The organism is Oceanospirillum multiglobuliferum (assembly GCF_900167095.1).
Taxonomy (GTDB): domain Bacteria; phylum Pseudomonadota; class Gammaproteobacteria; order Pseudomonadales; family Halomonadaceae; genus Oceanospirillum; species Oceanospirillum multiglobuliferum.
Genome location: NZ_FUXG01000038.1, coordinates 1 through 18734 on the forward strand (window position 1 = coordinate 1; position 18734 = coordinate 18734).

At 46.8% G+C, this 18734-nt stretch carries 19 protein-coding genes; 12 read left to right on the forward strand and 7 right to left on the reverse strand.

Annotated features, from left to right (window positions below):
- Nucleotides 1-46: 46 nt before the first annotated feature.
- From B5D26_RS15755 to B5D26_RS15765, 3 genes are all read right to left on the reverse strand, one after another.
- Nucleotides 47-1480 (reverse strand): DEAD/DEAH box helicase, encoded by a 1434-nt coding sequence (locus tag B5D26_RS15755; RefSeq protein ID WP_200810713.1) that lies wholly within the window; start codon nucleotides 1478-1480, stop codon nucleotides 47-49.
- 167 nt (nucleotides 1481-1647) lie between these two features.
- Nucleotides 1648-2754 (reverse strand): PilT/PilU family type 4a pilus ATPase, encoded by a 1107-nt coding sequence (locus B5D26_RS15760; RefSeq protein WP_078746685.1) that lies wholly within the window; start codon nucleotides 2752-2754, stop codon nucleotides 1648-1650.
- Nucleotides 2755-2880: 126 nt separating this feature from the next.
- Nucleotides 2881-3918 carry a type IV pilus twitching motility protein PilT gene (locus tag B5D26_RS15765; protein ID WP_078746670.1) on the reverse strand — a complete coding sequence of 346 codons (1038 nt, stop codon included), beginning with the start codon at nucleotides 3916-3918 and terminating at the stop codon, nucleotides 2881-2883.
- Nucleotides 3919-4023: 105 nt separating this feature from the next.
- On the opposite strand from B5D26_RS15765, the gene B5D26_RS15770 reads away from it, so the two are divergent.
- The 12 genes from B5D26_RS15770 (at nucleotide 4024) to speE (ending at nucleotide 13711) form a co-directional block, all read left to right on the forward strand.
- Nucleotides 4024-4728 (forward strand): YggS family pyridoxal phosphate-dependent enzyme, encoded by a 705-nt coding sequence (locus B5D26_RS15770; protein WP_078746671.1) that lies wholly within the window; start codon nucleotides 4024-4026, stop codon nucleotides 4726-4728.
- Nucleotides 4729-4800: 72 nt separating this feature from the next.
- Entirely contained in the window at nucleotides 4801-5625 is an 825-nt protein-coding gene (gene proC / locus B5D26_RS15775; protein WP_078746672.1) for a pyrroline-5-carboxylate reductase, read from the forward strand.
- Between the two features lie 130 nt (nucleotides 5626-5755).
- A complete protein-coding gene (locus B5D26_RS15780) occupies nucleotides 5756-6349 on the forward strand; it encodes a YggT family protein (protein ID WP_078746673.1) in 594 nt (197 codons plus the stop codon).
- A 22-nt stretch (nucleotides 6350-6371) separates the two neighbouring features.
- Nucleotides 6372-6662 carry a DUF167 domain-containing protein gene (locus tag B5D26_RS15785; protein ID WP_078746686.1) on the forward strand — a complete coding sequence of 97 codons (291 nt, stop codon included), beginning with the start codon at nucleotides 6372-6374 and terminating at the stop codon, nucleotides 6660-6662.
- Between the two features lie 66 nt (nucleotides 6663-6728).
- The gene (locus tag B5D26_RS15790) at nucleotides 6729-7247 is read left to right on the forward strand and encodes a GNAT family N-acetyltransferase (protein WP_078746674.1); all 519 of its coding nucleotides are present in this window, start codon (nucleotides 6729-6731) and stop codon (nucleotides 7245-7247) included.
- Nucleotides 7248-7381: 134 nt separating this feature from the next.
- A complete protein-coding gene (locus tag B5D26_RS15795) occupies nucleotides 7382-7903 on the forward strand; it encodes a YcxB family protein (protein ID WP_078746675.1) in 522 nt (173 codons plus the stop codon).
- A 174-nt stretch (nucleotides 7904-8077) separates the two neighbouring features.
- Complete coding sequence (locus B5D26_RS15800; RefSeq protein ID WP_078746676.1) at nucleotides 8078-9271, forward strand: class I SAM-dependent rRNA methyltransferase; 1194 nt, start codon at nucleotides 8078-8080, stop codon at nucleotides 9269-9271.
- Nucleotides 9272-9736 carry an acyl-CoA thioesterase gene (locus B5D26_RS15805; RefSeq protein WP_078746677.1) on the forward strand — a complete coding sequence of 155 codons (465 nt, stop codon included), beginning with the start codon at nucleotides 9272-9274 and terminating at the stop codon, nucleotides 9734-9736.
- A 309-nt stretch (nucleotides 9737-10045) separates the two neighbouring features.
- A complete protein-coding gene (locus B5D26_RS15810; RefSeq protein WP_078746678.1) occupies nucleotides 10046-11116 on the forward strand; it encodes a hypothetical protein in 1071 nt (356 codons plus the stop codon).
- A gap of 145 nt (nucleotides 11117-11261) precedes the next feature.
- The gene (locus B5D26_RS15815; protein WP_078746679.1) at nucleotides 11262-12089 is read left to right on the forward strand and encodes a DUF2971 domain-containing protein; all 828 of its coding nucleotides are present in this window, start codon (nucleotides 11262-11264) and stop codon (nucleotides 12087-12089) included.
- 5 nt (nucleotides 12090-12094) lie between these two features.
- Complete coding sequence (locus B5D26_RS15820; protein WP_078746680.1) at nucleotides 12095-12781, forward strand: metal-dependent hydrolase; 687 nt, start codon at nucleotides 12095-12097, stop codon at nucleotides 12779-12781.
- Between the two features lie 81 nt (nucleotides 12782-12862).
- Nucleotides 12863-13711, forward strand: a complete 849-nt coding sequence (gene speE, locus B5D26_RS15825) for a polyamine aminopropyltransferase (RefSeq protein WP_078746681.1) — start codon at nucleotides 12863-12865, stop codon at nucleotides 13709-13711.
- Nucleotides 13712-13793: 82 nt separating this feature from the next.
- On the opposite strand, the gene B5D26_RS16250 is transcribed toward speE, so the two are convergent.
- From B5D26_RS16250 to B5D26_RS15840, 4 genes are all read right to left on the reverse strand, one after another.
- Nucleotides 13794-13931 (reverse strand): hypothetical protein, encoded by a 138-nt coding sequence (locus B5D26_RS16250; protein WP_159445695.1) that lies wholly within the window; start codon nucleotides 13929-13931, stop codon nucleotides 13794-13796.
- A 37-nt stretch (nucleotides 13932-13968) separates the two neighbouring features.
- On the reverse strand, nucleotides 13969-14466 hold the full coding sequence (locus tag B5D26_RS15830) for a hypothetical protein (protein ID WP_078746682.1): 498 nt from the start codon (nucleotides 14464-14466) through the stop codon (nucleotides 13969-13971).
- A 133-nt stretch (nucleotides 14467-14599) separates the two neighbouring features.
- Entirely contained in the window at nucleotides 14600-17065 is a 2466-nt protein-coding gene (locus B5D26_RS15835; protein ID WP_078746683.1) for a sensor domain-containing protein, read from the reverse strand.
- Nucleotides 17066-17209: 144 nt separating this feature from the next.
- Nucleotides 17210-18520 (reverse strand): TolC family outer membrane protein, encoded by a 1311-nt coding sequence (locus B5D26_RS15840; RefSeq protein ID WP_078746684.1) that lies wholly within the window; start codon nucleotides 18518-18520, stop codon nucleotides 17210-17212.
- Between the last annotated feature and the right edge of the window lie 214 nt (nucleotides 18521-18734).

Genomic DNA, 18734 nt, shown 5'->3' on the forward strand with positions numbered 1-18734 from the left:
CCCCGCCCGCTTTTACTCATACTCAGTGAGCGACAGAGGTTTACGCTTAGTCGTCATCACCTGGTGCTTCATCGGGTACAAACTTGGCAGTGGTGCGTTTTTTGATTGTACCAAAACCAACCCGTTGGCGTTCAACTGGCGCTAACGGACGACGCTTAGCAGGCTGTTCTTCACCTGCTGCTGCGGCCTGTGCGCTTTGCGCATTGTCATTACGACGAGCGGCACGTTTCAGCGCTTTTTTCTCTTGGCCTTTTTGTTTCTCTTTCAGCGCTTTTTTCTCGGCCGCAGTTTTAGGCTTCTTCTTACCTACCGCTTTGCCTGACGCTTTGACCTTTTTCGGGCCTTTGTATTTGCCCTCTAAGCCTTTAACTTGAATCGGCTCAAACTGTACCCGCAGGTAGTGTTCGATTACCGCTTTCAAATTCCACTCTTGTGGTTGAATCATTGAAATGGCGATACCCACTTCACCCGCACGCCCAGTACGGCCAATGCGGTGTACGTAGTCGTCACCTTTACGCGCCATGTCGTAGTTGATGACCAGCTCGATACCTTTCACATCTAAACCACGTGCGGCCACATCGGTTGCCACTAAAACGTCGATATTGCCACGACGCATCAGATTCATCACATGGTTACGCTGATCCTGATCCAGATCCCCATGCAGTACGCCAGTACGAATATCTTTATAGCGCAGGTAGCCATTCAAACGATCAGCTTCAACTTTGGTGTTTACAAACACCAACGCTTTTTCAAACTTTTTCTCGCCAAGGATACGCACCAGCATGGCATCTTTGTGCTTGCTGTCATCTGCCAATAAGTACTGCTGAGTAATCGCGCCGTGTTGGTCACGCACAGTGTTGACGATAATGGTCTCTGGCTCGGTCAAAACGCGCTCGGCTACACCACGTACACCGCGATGGCTTAAGGTGGCAGAGAACAGCATGGTTTGGCGGGCTTTGTTGCAGCGGTCGGTGATTTTCAGCACCTCTTCGCTTAGACCCATGTCCAGCATACGGTCGGCTTCGTCTAACACTAAAACCTCTAGATCGTTCAGATCCAGAGAGTCTTTTTCTAAGTGTTCTAACAAGCGGCCTGGCGTGGCAATGATAATTTCAGGATTTTTGCGGAACATGGCGCGCTGGTATTTAAAGGCTTCGCCACCAATAATCCATGATGCTTTAACGTGAGAATAAGCACCTAGCTGTGTGAAATGCTTATAGATTTGACGCACCAGTTCACGGGTTGGCGCTAAGATTAGGGCGCGAGTACCGCTTTTAGGCGCATCAGTGCTCATCAGGCGATGCAGAATTGGCAACAGAAATGCGGCGGTTTTGCCGCTGCCGGTTTCTGCGCTAACCAGTAGATCTTTTTGCGTCAATGCCGCGGGAATCGCTTGCGATTGAACAGGCGTTGGATCTTTAAATTCCAATTCATCCAAAGCTTTGATTAAACGTTCATGCAACGAGAGTTCAGAAAACAACGAGCTTACCTCAAACAACAGAAAAGGGTGTTTTCAGCTCTGTTTTGTTTGAGCTGACACCACGAAAAAATAAAATCAGTAATTGCCGCAAGCATAGCACAGGCGAGAGTTTTCGCTGATCAATTTCAGCACAGATATTGGCTTTGTTGGGTAATTTACAGCGAAACCTAATCAAGCAAAGTGAACTGGTCAACCGAGGCGCCAAAACGTGCTTCGGCACCGCTGGCGCTGCTACCTAGTTTGATCATCAAGCGTAGATCATTTGGCGCATCTGCATGGGCGATGGCATCTTCATAGTTAATTTGATTGGCGGCATATAGGTCGTACAGTGCCTGATCAAAGGTTTGCATCCCAAGTTCGCGGGATTTGGTCATGATTTCTTTTAAACCATGCACATCACCTCTGCGAATCATGTCAGACACCAGTGGCGTATTCAGCAACACTTCAATCACGCCTTTGCGCGCTTTGCCATCAGGCGTAGGGACAAGCTGTTGTGCGATAACAGAGCGTAAATTCAGTGATAGATCCATCCATATCTGATTGTGGCGCTCTTGAGGGAAAAAGTTGATTACGCGCTCTAAGGCTTGGTTGGCATTGTTGGCGTGTAGGGTTGCAAGGCAAAGGTGACCCGTTTCGGCAAAGGCAAGGGCGTACTCCATGGTTTCTTTGCTGCGTACCTCACCAATCATAATCACATTAGGTGACTGACGTAGGGTGTTCTTCAGTGCCACTTCAAAGCTTTCAGTGTCAATGCCCACTTCACGCTGAGTCACAATAGATTTTTTATGCTGGTGAATAAACTCGATGGGATCTTCGATACAGATGATATGACCGCGACTGTTCTCATTACGATATTGAATCATGGCCGCCAGCGAGGTGGATTTACCTGTGCCTGTCGCACCAACAAATAAAATCAGGCCGCGTTTTTCCATCGCTAACTTGCTGATGATAGGCGGCAGATCTAAATCTTCTAAGCGTGGCACTTGAAACTCAATACGCCGTAACACCATGCCCACTTGGTTACGCTGATAAAAAGCACTCACCCTAAACCGACCAATGCCCGAAGCACTGAGAGCAAAATTACACTCTCGATGTTCGATAAACTCTTGTTCCTGCGCCTCATCCATGATGCCAAACACCATGTCTTTCGCCATATCGGGCGTCAACGCGGTGGGCGCTAGCTGCACCAGTTCACCATTTAGCTTCATACAGGGTTGCATACCCGTGGTGATAAAAAGATCCGTGCCTTTTTTATCAGCCATGATTTTCAGCATTTGGAAAAACTTTTCTAACAGCGCCTGCTGTTTTGGTGATTGCAGTCGAGCCACAGATGCATCCTTTTATTTTCGCTGTATCGAGAGAGTCTCAAGCAAACAATCAAAAGCATTATGTAATGAAAATTACATAAAAATATCAGGATTGATCGCTTTCTCACGGGCGGTTTCTAACGAGATCATGCCTTTATTCAATAACAAGCGTAAGCATTGATCCATCGTTTGCATGCCCAAGCCTGCTCCGGTTTGAATAGAGGAGTTCATCTGTGCAATCTTATCCTCACGAATTAAATTACGAATGGCTGGAGTTGCAATCATTATTTCATGGGCTGCCACTCGACCGCCGCCATGTTTTTTCAACAGCGTTTGCGAGATAACCCCTCGTAACGACTCTGACAGCATGGAGCGTACCATCGCTTTTTCTGCTGCGGGAAATACATCTACAATACGGTCAATGGTTTTAGCCGCTGAGCTGGTATGCAAAGTACCAAACACTGCATGCCCTGTTTCCGCTGCGGTTAAGGCTAATCGAATGGTTTCTAGGTCACGCATCTCGCCCACTAAAATAATATCAGGGTCTTCACGCAGGGCGGAGCGTAGAGCGTCGCTGAAACTATGGGTGTCACGGTGTACTTCACGTTGGCTGACCAAGCATTTCTTACTTTCGTGAATAAATTCAATAGGATCTTCAATGGTCAGCAAATGTTGATATTTACGTTCGTTGACATAGTCAAGCATTGCCGCCAAGGTGGTGCTTTTACCTGAGCCTGTTGGCCCTGTGACTAAGACCAAGCCACGAGGAATCATCGCCAGTTTTTGAAAGGTTTCCCCTAAGCCCAGTTGCTCCATTGTTAGCACTGTACTAGGAATGGTACGAAACACCGCACCAGCCCCTCGATTATGGTTAAAGGCATTCACACGGAAGCGAGCAACACCGGGCACTTCAAAAGAAAAATCCAGCTCTAAAAATTCTTCGTAACCGCGCCGTTGCTTATCGTTCATAATGTCGTACACCATACGGTGCACTTCTTTATGACCCAAAGCAGGTACGTTAATACGGCGCATGTCACCGTCCACTCGAATCAGTGGCGGCATACCTGCTGAAAGATGAAGGTCAGATGCACCCTGTTTTGCACTAAAAGCCAGCAGTTCGGTAATATCCATATCCGTAAAGACCCTGTTTCGAATTAGAAAGGGGAAGGTTGTATGATTCAGCTTATCTATCAGCCAACATAACAAATCTTAATCATAAGCGGGATACACCATTCGATGCCCTATACTCATATCGCTCAAAATATTGCCACAGTGCGAGACCAGATCAAACAAAGTTGTGTGCAGCATCAGCGCCAGTTAGATACGGTTACCTTGTTGGCCGTGAGCAAAACCAAGCCTGCTGAGGCGGTACGTGCAGCCTTTGAGGCAGGCCAAGTTGAATTTGGTGAAAACTATCTGCAAGAAGCCTTAGACAAACAGCAAGCCTTGGCTGATCTGCCAATTGTTTGGCACTTTATCGGCCCTATTCAGTCGAATAAAACCCGCGCAATTGCCGAGCATTTTGATTGGGTACACAGCGTGGATCGCTTAAAAGTCGCACAGCGTTTAAATGACCAGCGACCCGATCATTTACCACCATTGAACATTTGTTTGCAGGTTAATATCAGCCAGGAAGAGAGCAAATCAGGGCTATCTTTGGCAGAGTTACCTGAATTTGCTGCTCAAATCGCACAGATGCCACGCCTATGTTTGCGCGGTTTGATGGCGATTCCAGCCCCTTGTGATAACCCTGTATTACAGCGCAAGCCTTTTGCCGAAATGAAACAAGCCTTGCTTACACTGCAAAGCCAATATTCAAGCCTAGACAGTTTATCAATGGGCATGACCGACGATATGGATGCAGCTATCGCAGAAGGCAGTACAATGGTGCGCATTGGCACTGCAATTTTTGGTGCACGGGATTACACTGCAAGCCATTAAAACCAGTAATATCAAAGGCATTTCCTATTCTGCCCTTGTGATGGCAACTGAATTTATTGAAAGGACAAGAACATGCAAAACCTTAAGCTGGCTTTCTTAGGCGCTGGCAATATGTCGGGCAGCATTATTGGTGGATTAATCGCCACGGGTTATGCGCCAGAGCAGATCACTGCGACTCGTCGCTCTGAAGAACGTCTGCAAAGTTTAAAAGCACAGTATGCGGTAAACATCAGCACCGACAATTGCGCCACTGCCGCCAGCCATCAGGTATTGGTTTTAGGGGTAAAGCCGCAAATGATGAAGGCACTGTGTGAAGAGATTCGCGACACAGTGCAAATCCATAAACCACTGATTATCTCGGTGGCGGCAGGTATTCGTGCCGAAACCTTAGATCGCTGGTTGGGTGGTAATGTTGCTATTGTTCGTACTATGCCAAATACCCCTTCACTATTGGGTGTCGGTGCCGCAGGGCTTTATGCCAATGCAATTGCTAGCGAAGCAGAAAAACAGTTTGCTGATCAAATGATGCAGGCTGTTGGTATCAGTGTGTGGGTGAACGCCGAAGCTGAAATGGACGCGGTGACAGCGGTTTCAGGCAGTGGCCCTGCATATTTCTTCTTAGCAATGGAAGCACTACAAAAAGCAGGACAAGAAGCCGGACTATCAGAAGAGGTTGCCCGTCAGCTGACGCTACAAACCGCTCTTGGCGCTGCACGTATGGCCGTTGAAAGTGACGTGGATGCCGCAGAACTGCGCCGCCGTGTGACCTCTCCAGGTGGTACTACCGAGCAGGCATTGAACACTTTTAATGCTGGGGGTTTAACAGAGTTATACGCTAAAGCCGTGGCTGCTGCTGCGCATCGCGGTAAAGAACTGGCAGAACTGTTGGATCAATAGTTCTTAGTTAGAACGCTGTAGGGCAGGCTAAGCGTAGATTTTTTCGTAGTTTCACTGGAAAAAATCACCCTAGCCTCCATAAACTAGAATAAGTCAGACGTTATTTATATTGGGTACACTGGAGCAATACATGGGACAATCTGTAGGAAGTGCCGGAGTTTATCTGGTTTCAACACTGGTTAATCTTTACCTGTTTATTGTGATGCTGCGCTTTGTGCTGCAATACTCAAAAGCAGATTTTTATAACCCGATTTCACAAGCGGTAGCGCGTGCAACCTTTCCATTGGTGCGTCCGCTGCAAACTGTACTGAGACCCATGGGGCGTATAGACCTTGCCACCTTATTGCTGGCGGTGCTGGTAAAAGCGGCAGGTTTAATACTTGTACTGCAAATTGCAGGCGCAGGTTTCCCACCTATTGTCAGCTTAGTGATAGGCTCTTTAGCAGGTGCGATCTCAACCTTGCTGAATATCTACTTCTTCGCCTTGTTGGCCTCTATTATTTTAAGCTGGGTTGCGCCACAAAGTGGGCATCCGGGGGCGATGTTGGTATATCAAATTACAGAGCCTGTGATGTCGCCTGTACGCAATATGCTACCCTCTTTAGGCGGCATAGACCTGTCACCAATTTTTGTCTTTATTGGCATTAACGTACTGGAAATGATTGTTGTTGGCCCGTTAGTGCAAATGTCAGGTTTACCGATGCGCCTTGTATCTGGTCTATAGTTTTGACCTGCTATTTGACGCGATGAGCAGTTTTTATCAATGGGATGGTGGCGATCTTTTGATCGCCTGCCACCTTCAGCCTAAGGCCAGCAAAGATGAATTTTGCGGCCTGCATGATGATCGCCTTAAAATCCGCATCACAGCACCACCTATCGAAGGCAAAGCCAATACCCACCTCTGTAAGTTTCTTGCCAAACAGTTTGGCGTTAGCAAAAGTATGGTGAGCATTATCAATGGTGAATTAGGACGACAAAAACGCGTTCGAATTAGCCAACCGACCAAACTACCTGATGAGCTGGGTATTATGTGTTAGAAGCTAATCATTTCTAGATATTCTCACTGTGGTCATCTCACAAAATACAGCGGAGCAACTCTTAATATGCAGCCTCTTGTACCCGACCAAATTGAAACCGAACGCCTAATGCTTCGACAGTTTAAAGAGGAGGACTGGAAAGATCTTCATCATTATTATGCCTCCGCACAGGCCACCAAATTCACGGTAGGACGAGCGTTCACAGAGGGGGAGACTTGGCGTGCAATGTGTAGCATGGTCGGCCACTGGCAGATTCGCGGTTATGGCCCCTACGCAGTAGAAGAGAAATCGAGCGGCACCGTGTTGGGTATTGCTGGTTTTTGGTATCCCAATGACTTCCCTAGTCCAGAAATAAAATGGGCTTTAGCGCCTGCACATTGGGGCAAGGGTTATGCTAGTGAGGCCGCAAGAGCGGTGCAAAAAGTAGGGCTTCAGTATCTCCCCGACATTTCTCTGATTAGCTTTATCAATGCTGATAACTCACCTTCTATCCAGCTGGCCTTAGCCATTGGCGCAACGCTTGAAAAAGAGGTTCAATTTAGAGGCTCCAACTGGCATATCTACAGACATCCCAGTGCAATATAGCAATTAAGCCAAGCCATAATCGGTGAGGTTGAAATCGGAAACCTTTCACCCTCTGACTTGTCTGATCAATTTGTTTCAGTAAACTGCCCACATGAACTAGGGTAATGTTGATCAATAACTGTTGAGGGTTGTGCATGTCTGCAATTGAAGTCTCTTATCTGTGGTCTGAGCAAGAATATTTGACCGCCGCGCATCAGCATAGCCGTTTTGGCGCAGCTAACTCTCGTGAAAAGATAATAGTGTTTGTCGTTGGTGCTTTAATTTTCGCCAGTGTTTTTATGATGTTACAGCGAGGCTTTCAACCCACAGACAGTATGGCGTTTATCTTAGCCCTGTACTGGTTTGTGTTTCGTGCGCGTTTACACAAACGTTTGTTGCGTAAGCGTTTTCTCAGCAGTGAGCAAAAAGACAAACAGATCAGTTTGGATATCACGGATGAGCTGATCACCGCTCGCACTGAAGGCTTGTCTGAAGGGGACTTCAAATGGGACAGCGTCAGCAAAGTGGTGCGCACCAATGATGGTTTTCTACTCTATCGCGGCGTGGCCTATATCTGGCTACCAAATACAGCCTTTCAAGCTGCTGAAATGGTTGAGCGTTTTGCAGCTTTATCTGAGCGCAAAGCAGATCTGTTTATTGATAAATCAAAGCGCTGATTTAAGAGACTCAAGCTTTAAGCCTAACCGAACACACCGCACGCTTAGCCGTTAATCTTCAGCTAAGCGTGCTGTTTTCGTTATCATCCCCGCTAATTCCGCTATAATCCTTCGCTGTTTCTGTTCGGCCTTTGCTTTGGCCGTCACTATTACCTTGAATACCGAGAGAACCTCATGACACTGGCCAGCCTCCGCCTGAGAAAAAATGCCGACCGCAGACTTAAATCCGGTCATCTTTGGATTTACAGCAACGAAGTGGACATCGCCGTAACCCCACTGAAAGAGATGGCGGTTGGTCAACAAGTGGTGGTTGAAGCCTCAAATGGTCGAGCCATTGCAACCGCTTATGTCAACCCAAACACCCTTATTTGTGGCCGCATCATCAGCCAAGATCCTAAACAGGGTTTAGATAAATCGTTGATGGTACACCGCATTAAAATTGCGTTGGGTATGCGCGAGCGCGTATTCCCTACGCCTCACTATCGTTTGGTCTATGGCGAAAGTGATCTGTTACCGGGTTTGGTGGTGGATCGGTTTGGTGATGTGTTATCGGTACAGTTGAACACCGCAGGTATGCAAGCCTTAGAAGAAGACGTTTTAGACGCCCTAGAAAAAGTGCTCAAGCCAACGGCTATTGTGCTACGTAACGATGGCGGTATGCGTAAACTAGAAGGCTTGGAAGAAGAGGTACGTGTCGCCCGTGGCGAACTGCCTGATGAAGTGTTCTTGGAAGAAAACGGCGTGAAATTCCACGTACCGATTTTAACCGGACAAAAAACAGGTTGGTTCTACGACCACCGCATGAACCGCGCCCGTATGCAGCAATACTGCAAGGGCAAAAAAGTGCTCGACCTGTTCAGTTACGTGGGTGGTTGGGGTGTGCAAGCCGCCGCCGCAGGCGCAAGCTCAGTATTGTGTGTGGATGCCTCTGCGGTCGCCTTAGATGAAGTAGAGAAAAACGCAGCGCTCAACAACGTGACCGAAAAAGTCACCACCATGCAAGGCGATGCCTTTGAAGCCCTAAAGCAACTGATCGCTGAAGGTGAAAAGTTTGATGTGATCGTGTTAGATCCGCCTGCCTTTATCAAGCGTCGTAAAGATATCGCCAACGGTGAGCGCGCCTACGAGCGTATCAACCAACTGGCGATGCGCTTGTTAGACCGTGACGGCATCTTGATTTCTGCTTCTTGCTCCATGCACTTGGCGTATGACCGTTTGATCGACATCGTGCGTGGCTCGGCGCGTCATATCGACCGTCAGGCGCAGATTCTAGAGCAAGGCCATCAGGGGCCTGATCATCCGGTACAGCCTGCTATTCCTGAAACCGATTACCTAAAATCACTGATCGTGCGTGTTTTCAGAGACTAAATGTCCGCTTCTGATTTAACCGCACTGATCTGGGATCAACCTGCTCAAGGGCAGGTTGATCCCTTTTTGTGGCCGCTGCAAGTGCAACCCTCGCATATCGACCATTATGGTCATGTCAATAACAGTGTGTATTTGCAGTGGTTGCAAGATTGCGCTTGGGCGCATCTACAAAGCTTAGGGCTGCAACTCAGCGACTACCAACGCCTAAATCGCGCCTTGGTGGTATATCGCCATGAGCTAGATTACCTCGCCCCCGCCTATCAAGATGAACAACTGGTGATGGCCACTTGGCTAGAGCAACACGACAAACTCAGTGTTTATCGCCGCTTTCAACTACAACGCTGCCACGATGGCAAAACCCTGTTCAGGGCTTATAGCCGTTATGTGTGCACCCGCCTCAGCGATGGCAAAGTTTGCCGGCTGCCCGAGCTTTTTCTTAATACCTATGCCAAAGCGGGGTTGTGACTTTCCACTACCTCTTGAATCATGCTCACATTATCCGACTTAATGCGCGATATACGGGGTAAGCAGCTTCGGATAGACTGCCCAATCAACGAACGACATTAACTGTGCCCGTCTTTTATTATAAAAGCACAGGCGCAGGGTTATTGGACTAGATACACAAGTGCGTTTTACAGGGAAGTGGTCAGATCAAGAGATGGAGTTCTCCTTTCTAATCAAACACTTCTTTGTTTATCGGCCAGTATATTGAAATTGGCAAAACAAGCATGCCCGATATTAGAAATGTTACATGCCTCATAAATAGGAAGCCACATGGAAGAACTATTTAATAAGAATCAAAGCAAAACGGTTCTGGGTAACTTCAAACTCAAGGTTAATGACTTAACTCCTGCTGACGATTTTGAAAGGCAAAGGAATAGCCTGATTCTCTTAGTAGTAAGTTCGATGAGTCATAAGCCCGACCAATGGGATAAACTTTGTCAAATAAATATCCAATGGATTGGTAGTTATTTCATTAATCGTCTGGCTGATGAACAAAAAGAACTCTCCAAGGAAAGACTGGATGATATTTGTGCGATGTGCTTTCGCTTTCTGTTCGAGCTATACCTTTCCATGAAAGACAATTTGGCTGAGGAGTTTGAAACTGCCAGACAATTTGTTTTTAACAACGTTGATTCATTTGAGAAGGACGCAAAAGAAAAAATCGAATATGCGATTCGTGATATGCCAATAAGTATTTTCAAAGCTATAGCCAATAGTGACGCTATAGATAGCTTGAAAAATTTCAATTCAGTTTCTGCTAAGGCAGAAAAGCTAAAAGACGATTGGGAGTCAGACCTATCGAGAAGAGAAGCTAGGGTTAATTCACTTAAGGAATCTTTGTCAAAATATGAAAATGCATTCAATTTTGTTGGTTTATATCAAGGGTTCGATGAGCTTTCTGGCGAAAAGAAAGCAGAACGAGACGGGATATTGCTTTGGCTTCGGGTTTTATCGGTTCTTATAGTATCCCCGATAGTTGCAGAGCTAATCTTTGTTTACATGCATCTAGATAACATTGCCACTGTTAGGGACGGGCTTTTGGTTTCAATTTTCCCGACAGTATCGTTGGTGGCAATTTCCGTCTACTACTTTCGAGTACTTTTGTTTAATTATAAGTCAGTGAAATCACAGCTTTTGCAAATAGATCTTAGAAAAACGCTGTGTCGATTCATTCAAAGCTATTCAGAGTATTCGAGTGAGCTTAAGAGAAAGGATGCAAACTCTTTAGATAAGTTCGAGAGCATCGTTTTTTCTGGGATAGTAACTGATGATGGGAGCCTGCCGTCAACATTTGACGGAATGAATCAAATAGAGAAATTAATTAAGGCGGCAAAGTCTTGACGAAAAAAGCAGAGGATGTTCATAGTTTTGTGTCACCCTCCACCCTTTTCTTAAAGATCGACGTGCTGGTCTATCCCGTTGATCTTATGGTTAAATCTACAAAAGTGCTCAACGCACTGTTTTGACCTCTTCGGAAAACCGCTGCATGAAACTTTATCTTTATCTGTCTTTTCGCCATTTAGACGTGCTGCGTAATGGCCGTTTACATTTTAGTGATGTGTTAGAGCGGCAAGATCCGTTTGAAATTAACCGTCCGGTGATTCGCAAAGCCCCTGAAGAAACCCCGATCAGCCATGAGGATTTTAAAGCCGAGCTACGACGCCAATACGCGGCGTTGCCTGAGCATATGCAGGCTTTGGTGACCGAGGCTTATTTCTGCGAACAAGCGGCGAAAAAGCGCCCTGCCATTGAGAAGCAGATGCGCCAAAAGCAGCAGCCAAAAACGAAGAAGCTCCCCGATCCTGCAAAATTAGAATCCTTGGCGCTGTGTCGTCTGTTCAGCTCGCCGATTAACCCTCTGTTGTGGGAGCGTTACAGCGATCAGTATCGTGGTTTTGTGGTGGAGTTAGACGCAGGCCACAAATACTTTATCCACAACCTGTTTAAAGAGCAGCCTCAATTGCTGCGGCCTGTGGTGTATAGCGATGAGCGCCCGTCAGAGCGTTCACCAATTCAGCCTTTTCCGTCGCTGTTTCATCGAGCACAAGTTTGGAACCAAGAGCAGGAGTATCGCTTGGTACGCCCAAAGGAAACCGCAGACAAACAGGTGTTGGTGAACGGCAAAAACTTTTACTTTTATGCCTTTCCAGTGAGTTCGGTAAAACAGGTGATTATCGGCTGTAATGCCAGCGATGAAGATCGCAAAGCCTTGACGCAGTTGTTCAGTGCCGACACCCGTTATAAAAAAACGCCACTGGCTAATCTTTGGTTAGACCCTGATCTATATGCTTTGCATGTGAAGTCGGTGGTTTAACGGTTATGGCAAATTATCAAACTCATATTGTGGGTGCCGCCTTGGGGGGCGGCTTGGTGGTTTCTGGTGCGGTGGTGATTAATTTGGTGCCGCTGACGGAAGCCTTAGTGGGTTGGGGCTTGGTGATGGTGGGTGGAATTTTGCCGGATATCGACTCTAAACATTCACGCTCGGTGCGCTCGATTTTTTCATTATTGGGGGCGCTGATTGCAGTTGTTACTGTATTGGCACTGAACCGCGACTTGGGTATTTCAGGTGCTTGGTTGGCCGCCGCCGCTAGCTTTTTTGTTGTGCGCTTTGGCGCTTGGTATCTGTTAACTCGTTTTACGGTACATCGAGGGATATTTCACTCACTCTTAGCAGGCTTGTTTTTTGCGCTTTTGACGGCAGTTGTGGCCTATCAAGGCTTACGACAGGATGAGGAGGTAAGCTGGTTTATGGGACTGTGCTTGCTGATTGGTTTTGTCATCCATTTGCTGTTAGATGAGTGTTACAGCGTTGATCTGAGCGGCGCGCGTTTGAAGCGCTCGTTTGGTACTGCGTTTAAACTCTTTGATTATCGTAATATCAAAAATACGCTGTTGATGGGTGCGATTGCCGCAGGATTGGTGATGCTCAGTCCGCCCTTAGAGGATCTTTGGTTTATTCTGGCGGACTCACGTATTCACTGGAGCTTAGGCCGCAATTGGTAGGCTGATGTGTTCAGCGACAAAAGTTAATGTTCGGGGCATAACTTGTTAGAATGCCGCCTCAAAATTTAAAGGTTGAAAGTGATGACGTCTTATCTAGAAAAACTGTACGAAACTTATGGTCAGTCTTTTGTGATTGATGAAGTGCTGTTTGAACAGCAAACCGACTCATGGCACCTGATTATTTTCCGTAATCAACAGTTTGGCACGGTAATGGCGTTAGACGGCATTATTCAAACCACCGAGCGTGATGAGTTTGTGTACCACGAAATGCTGACCCACGTACCATTGTTTGCCCACGGTGCGGCTAAGCGCGTGTTGATTATTGGCGGTGGTGATGGCGGCATTCTGCGTGAAGTGCTGAAACACCCTGAAGTGGAACATGTGACACAGGTTGAGATTGACCAGTCTGTTATCGACATGTGCAAAACCTATCTGCCTAAGCACTCTGATGGGGCGTTTGACAATCCGCGTGCGAACATTGTGATTGCCGATGGCATTGAATATGTGTGCAACACCGATGAGAAGTTTGACGTGATCATCTCCGACTGCACCGACCCTGTTGGCCCCGGTGAAGTGCTGTTCAGCAGCCGCTTTTATGAAGGCTGCAAGCGCTGCTTGAATGAAGGCGGTGTGTTTGTGGCGCAAAACGGTTCGGCCTTTATGCAGATTGACGAGGCTAAAGTAACACAGGCGCGTTTAAGCCCATATTTTGCCGACCAATCATTCTACTGTGCCGCAGTGCCAACCTATATCGGTGGCAACATGCTGTTGGCGTGGGGTTCTGATAATGCCGCGTTGCGTCAATTGGATCTGGCCAGCTTGCAAGCCCGCTTTGCAGCGGCGAACTTCAAAACCCGTTACTACAACCCGCAGATGCACCAAGGCGCGTTGGCGCTGCCACAGTTTGTGTTGGATGCGTTGGCAGAGTAACAGAAGTTATCGCCACCACTAGAATGATAAACGGGCAGCTTAGGCTGCCCGTTTATTATTAAGCTTGTTAGCTTTCACACCCCTAGTAACGTTTGCGCCGTTGCTTTTTCTTGCGCGCATTTTGTTGCCATTTTTTTGCTTGTTGCAGATAAAAAGGTAAGGCTAATAAGAGCAAAATAATCACAATGGTATTCATGTTGTTGTGAATAAAGTCGCTCATGGCACTACCCTTTTGTACGGTTTCTGATCAAGCTCAATTAGCTAAGCTCTTTACGCATTAATGCACCAAGCTCGTGAAATTTCTGTTGGAAGTTCTGGTAGGCATCAGATAATTCACGGCGTTCGCGGGTTAATATGATATTCAGCTCTGTATGGCGGTCGGGATTTTGCGCCAGTTCATGTTGTTTGCGCTCAACGTCATGCTTCAATGCTGCCCAGTTTTCTAACAGCAAACACACTTCAACAAAGTTTGAGTTTACCTTTTCCGATGCTTGCAGGTGTAGCTTAGGTGAGAGTTGATTGAATAACTCATCAAACTGGTAATCACGATTTTTAGATGTGGCCGTAATGGCATCTTCTAAAAGAGTGATGACTTCTTGGTACGCTTTTCTGCGCTCTTCCCAGCGAAATTTCGCCATTTGTACTTCTACGGTTGCTTGATCTAAACGTTGCTTTAAGCGCCAAGCCATCACTGCTGCACTGACGGCAAACAACAATGAACAGATCACAATCACTAAACCGACAATATTTTGCATCACGCCATGTCCCTATAGAGTTTATTCGTATGATAATTATGACAGGGCTAGATTCTATGCTCTATTGCGTTTTTGCAGTAGTTTTTAATGAAATGCCTTTTTTTGTAAGTAAATGATGCTGTTACATTTTTCATTAGGCTGACGTCAGTTGAGTGTTTCTCAATGCTTTCTCCAATGCAGCTACCTGCAATGGCCTGCTATATAGAAAACCTTGTCCAAGATTGCAGCCAGAGCTTGTTAAAAACTCTGCCTGTTCTTGGGTTTCAATACCCTCAGCAACCACTTTAAGTTCGAGTTGCTGCGCGAGCAAAATAATAGCGCAGGTAATGGCGCGATCTTTTTTACCTGCACCAATATCTTTCACAAAGGCACGGTCTACTTTGAGCACATCAATTGGCATCTGCTTCAAGTAGGCTAAAGAGGAGTAACCTGTGCCGAAATCATCAATGGCAAGGCTTACACCTAGCCCTTTAAGCTGGTGCAACATGGGTAATACGTCATCCATGTTTTCCATCAACATGCTTTCCGTAATTTCTAGTTCTATACAGGCGGGGTTTACTCCTGTTTTTCGCAGAATATTGGCGATATTCTCAATGAATAATGGGTCTTGGAACTGTCGTGCTGATAGGTTGATTGCCATAGTAAGTGGTGGTAATCCAGCCTTTTGCCAACGTACAACTTGCTGGCAGGCTTCAGTCATAATCCACTGACTAAGCGGCATGATTAGCCCTGTTTCTTCAGCCAGTGGGATAAAGTCATTAGGGGGAATCATTCCACGAACAGGGTCATTCCAACGAATGAGTGCCTCAACGCCCACCATAACACCGTCGGCAAGTCTGATTTTGGGTTGATAGTGCAGTTCAAACTCTTGCTGATTCAATGCCCGACTGAGTTGTACCTCTTGCTGTAGGCGCTGCACGGCCTGATGGTTCATCTCTTCTGAAAAAAAGTGATAGCCAGAGCCTTGTCGGCGTTTTGAGCGATACATGGCCAGCTCGGCATTACGTAGCGCCGTGCTGGTGTCTTCTGCATCATGGGGCAACATGGCAATGCCCATGCTGGCAAAGACATTAACGGTATGAGGGCCGAGTTTTACGGTGCGGGAGAATTGATACACCAGTTGATCAAGCCAGTGCTCAAAGGCTGAACTTGTGGTGACTGTTTTTAATATTGCAAATTCATCACCGCCCACTCGCACCAGCACATCATCATCACTGACGATCACTTTAAGGCGATGCGCGACTGTTTTGATTAGGCGATCACCCACCTCATGCCCCATAGAGTCATTGATGCGTTTGAAATCATCAAGGTCGATAAAGATCAGGGCGACCGTGTCTTGCTCGGCAGATTCTGCGCCAGCTTGCCCTGCAAAAAACTCATCTAATGACTCAAGTAAAAATGGTCGATTACCTAAACCTGTCGTAGGGTCGAAAAAAGCCAACTGCTGAATTTTTCGATCTGTTTCACGCTGCTCTGTGAGGTCTTCTGCCACCGCGACAACACTGCTTACTTGCCCCTGCCGATCCACCACTGGAGAGATCGACATACTGCTCCAGTAGAGTTCTCCATTTTTACGTCGACACAGTAGTTCTCCGTGCCAATTTTGGCCTTGTTTTAGCGTATTAGACAGGTGCTGACGAACTTCGCTGGAGGTACGACCCGCTGACAGATAATCCACATGCTGTCCTACAACTTCCTCTAGGCTGAAACCCGTTACCCGAGTAAAACGCTGGTTGACATACTCAATGTGGTGATTGGCATCGGTCAGCATAACAATGCTGCCACTTTGATCCAAAGCGCTTGATAGTTTGACCAGCTTTCGCTCGGCCTCCAAACGATCGGTGATGTCATGCACAATGGAGTACAGCAGTTCTCGGCCTTGGTGCAGCAGTGGCCCCGTGTGTACTTCTACATCACGAATTTCGCCGCTCGCCAAGCGATGCTTAAAAATAAAGTGGCTGCGCTTGTCTCGCTCTGCTTCCTGCATGGCAATTCGAATTTCTTGCTCAGACAAGATATTGATCTGCGTGATCGGCATGCCCTTTAATTCATGGGCGCTGTAACCGTAGTACTCGCACGCAGCCTTATTCACATCAACGATAACCCCTGCTATAGGGTCTAGTAAAAACTCAACAACCCGACTGCCCTGAAACAGCTCTCGATAGCGCTGCTCACTTTCTAATAACTGGGTTTCACTCTGCTTGCGCTCAGTGACATCGATCAGGTAACCGATAAAGCTTTCCGCCTGACCCGATTTGTCACGTTGAATCATGGTGAAGTCCATTACCCAACGGCATTCGCCATTTTTGCGGAAGATTCGGTAATCTTGATGTTGAAAGTGAGAAGTCCCCGCTTGTACTGCAAGCATCACTTCATCGGCAACACGGTGCAGATCATCAGGATGGATCAAGTCGCTATAACGAATCTTGCCAGATAAAAACTCTTTCGCTTGAAAACCCAGTAATTCACGGGTATTGCCGCTGGCAAAAAGCACAGGCCAAGGATTTTCATTAGAGGGCGTAGCGCTCCATCTGAAGATGGTGACTAGACCCGTATTAAACAGGCTGGCATCAATTGCCATACTAAGATGCTGATCCATAGCCGCTCCTGTGTATATCCCTTTTCCAATTGTGTGCTTTTTTGTTATGAGATATTTGTGTTTGTGTTTTTTTGTATGTCTCCAAGGCTACCGCAAATAAAAAAGCTCCTGCAAGAGGAGCTTTGTAATTAAGCGTAATTCAGGTTATTTCGCTTGTAACCACTGATCTAGCGCAGCAATATCATTCATATTCAGTACACCCGCAGCTTGTTTTAGCTTAATCAAACTAATCAAATAGCTGTAGCGGGTATCTAAATAAGCAGTTTGTGCGGCGTAGTAGCCTTGTTCAGCTTGTAACACATCCACAATATTACGGGTGCCTACTTCATAACCTGAGCGTGTAGCTTTAAGCGCGCTTTCAGAGGAGATTAACGCCTGACGACGTGCCTCAACCTGTTGTACGCTGGTGGTAACCTGAATGTAATAGCTGCGAGCACTTAGTGCTGTAGAGCGTTTTTGAAGCTCTAAACCTTGTTCAGATTGATTTAGATAGTGCCCAAGCTTGCTAATATTGGCACTGGTCGCTCCACCTGTGTAAATCGCCCAACCCATCTCTAAGCCTACAGACAAATCAGTCATATCCGTTTTAGATTTGGTATCAGTATTCTGATAGGCCAATTGTGCCTTGGCATCAACGTAAGGTAGATAGGCTGCTTTGGCTACTTTCATACCTAAGCTGGCTACATCTTTTTGCTTCTGTGCTGCTTTCACATTTGGGTTATTACTGAGCGCTTGATCAATCCAATACTGGGCACCCGCAGGCTTAGGGGTTGATACAGGAAAGCTAGAGGATAGCGTGTTTAAATCATCATAGCTTTTGCCTGTTAAGAGCTGTAATGACTCTTGACTGATCAGCAACGCACCCTCAGCTCCAATACGAGCCGCACGAGAGCCATCGTAGGCTGCTTGCGCTTCGTTAACACCTGTAATTGGAATTAAACCCACTTTGAACTGTTGGTTCGCTTGCTCCAGCTGGCGTTTGATCGCTTTCTCTTGTGCTTGTAACGATTTTAGGTTGTCTTCTGCGCGCAAAACCGTGAAGAAAGCTTCAGTAACGCGAACCATCAAGTCCATTTCCGCGCTACGGTAAGTAAACTGTGCTTGCTCGGTCGAAGCTTGAGCTACGCCAATTTTTTGCAGGTTAACCACGTTTAGCAAAGGTTGAGTTACTGTCACGCTTAAACCTGTTGCCGTGTAGCTATCACTGACACTGTTACCACCCAATGTGCCATCAGGTTTGTGCAGCATTAGGCTACCACCTAAAGCGACAGTAGGCTTTACACCTGCCCAAGAGACGTTCTCATCCTCAATCACCGAGTTGAGTTGTGACTGAGCAATTTTCAGCTGATAGTCATTTTCAAGGGCATCTTGATAAACCCCTGATAAATTTTGTGCCTGAGCATTCAAGCTCAATACAGAGATTAAGGCCGCTGAAAGCGCGGTGATTCGTTGCATATAGACCTGCTCCTGCACTCTAGCTGTGCACTGTAACCGGAATTTATCGGCAGTTGGTTTTCAGAATAGCGTAATAGTGCACCTTAATCATTTCTGTCTTAAGAATGAAAGGCACTATAATGTGACTGCTCCCCGCCCTTTCGGGCGAGGCTTCCAACTTCTCAGGCAGCAACCGGCGCGTGGCCGGATTTACGCAAGCCTCCATTGGCAGGAA

What these genes read in the sequence shown, in the direction of transcription:
- B5D26_RS15800 (WP_078746676.1), top strand. Translation starts at nt 8,078, where the DNA reads ATGACACTGGCCAGCCTCCGCCTGAGAAAAAATGCCGACCGCAGACTT.
- B5D26_RS15765 (WP_078746670.1), bottom strand. Translation starts at nt 3,918, where the DNA reads ATGGATATTACCGAACTGCTGGCTTTTAGTGCAAAACAGGGTGCATCT.
- B5D26_RS15840 (WP_078746684.1), bottom strand. Translation starts at nt 18,520, where the DNA reads ATGCAACGAATCACCGCGCTTTCAGCGGCCTTAATCTCTGTATTGAGC.
- B5D26_RS15795 (WP_078746675.1), top strand. Translation starts at nt 7,382, where the DNA reads ATGTCTGCAATTGAAGTCTCTTATCTGTGGTCTGAGCAAGAATATTTG.
- B5D26_RS15805 (WP_078746677.1), top strand. Translation starts at nt 9,272, where the DNA reads ATGTCCGCTTCTGATTTAACCGCACTGATCTGGGATCAACCTGCTCAA.
- B5D26_RS15835 (WP_078746683.1), bottom strand. Translation starts at nt 17,065, where the DNA reads ATGGATCAGCATCTTAGTATGGCAATTGATGCCAGCCTGTTTAATACG.
- proC (WP_078746672.1), top strand. Translation starts at nt 4,801, where the DNA reads ATGCAAAACCTTAAGCTGGCTTTCTTAGGCGCTGGCAATATGTCGGGC.
- B5D26_RS15810 (WP_078746678.1), top strand. Translation starts at nt 10,046, where the DNA reads ATGGAAGAACTATTTAATAAGAATCAAAGCAAAACGGTTCTGGGTAAC.
- B5D26_RS15785 (WP_078746686.1), top strand. Translation starts at nt 6,372, where the DNA reads ATGAGCAGTTTTTATCAATGGGATGGTGGCGATCTTTTGATCGCCTGC.
- B5D26_RS15770 (WP_078746671.1), top strand. Translation starts at nt 4,024, where the DNA reads ATGCCCTATACTCATATCGCTCAAAATATTGCCACAGTGCGAGACCAG.
- B5D26_RS15815 (WP_078746679.1), top strand. Translation starts at nt 11,262, where the DNA reads ATGAAACTTTATCTTTATCTGTCTTTTCGCCATTTAGACGTGCTGCGT.
- speE (WP_078746681.1), top strand. Translation starts at nt 12,863, where the DNA reads ATGACGTCTTATCTAGAAAAACTGTACGAAACTTATGGTCAGTCTTTT.
- B5D26_RS15780 (WP_078746673.1), top strand. Translation starts at nt 5,756, where the DNA reads ATGGGACAATCTGTAGGAAGTGCCGGAGTTTATCTGGTTTCAACACTG.
- B5D26_RS15790 (WP_078746674.1), top strand. Translation starts at nt 6,729, where the DNA reads ATGCAGCCTCTTGTACCCGACCAAATTGAAACCGAACGCCTAATGCTT.
- B5D26_RS16250 (WP_159445695.1), bottom strand. Translation starts at nt 13,931, where the DNA reads ATGAGCGACTTTATTCACAACAACATGAATACCATTGTGATTATTTTG.
- B5D26_RS15820 (WP_078746680.1), top strand. Translation starts at nt 12,095, where the DNA reads ATGGCAAATTATCAAACTCATATTGTGGGTGCCGCCTTGGGGGGCGGC.
- B5D26_RS15830 (WP_078746682.1), bottom strand. Translation starts at nt 14,466, where the DNA reads ATGCAAAATATTGTCGGTTTAGTGATTGTGATCTGTTCATTGTTGTTT.
- B5D26_RS15760 (WP_078746685.1), bottom strand. Translation starts at nt 2,754, where the DNA reads ATGCTGAAAATCATGGCTGATAAAAAAGGCACGGATCTTTTTATCACC.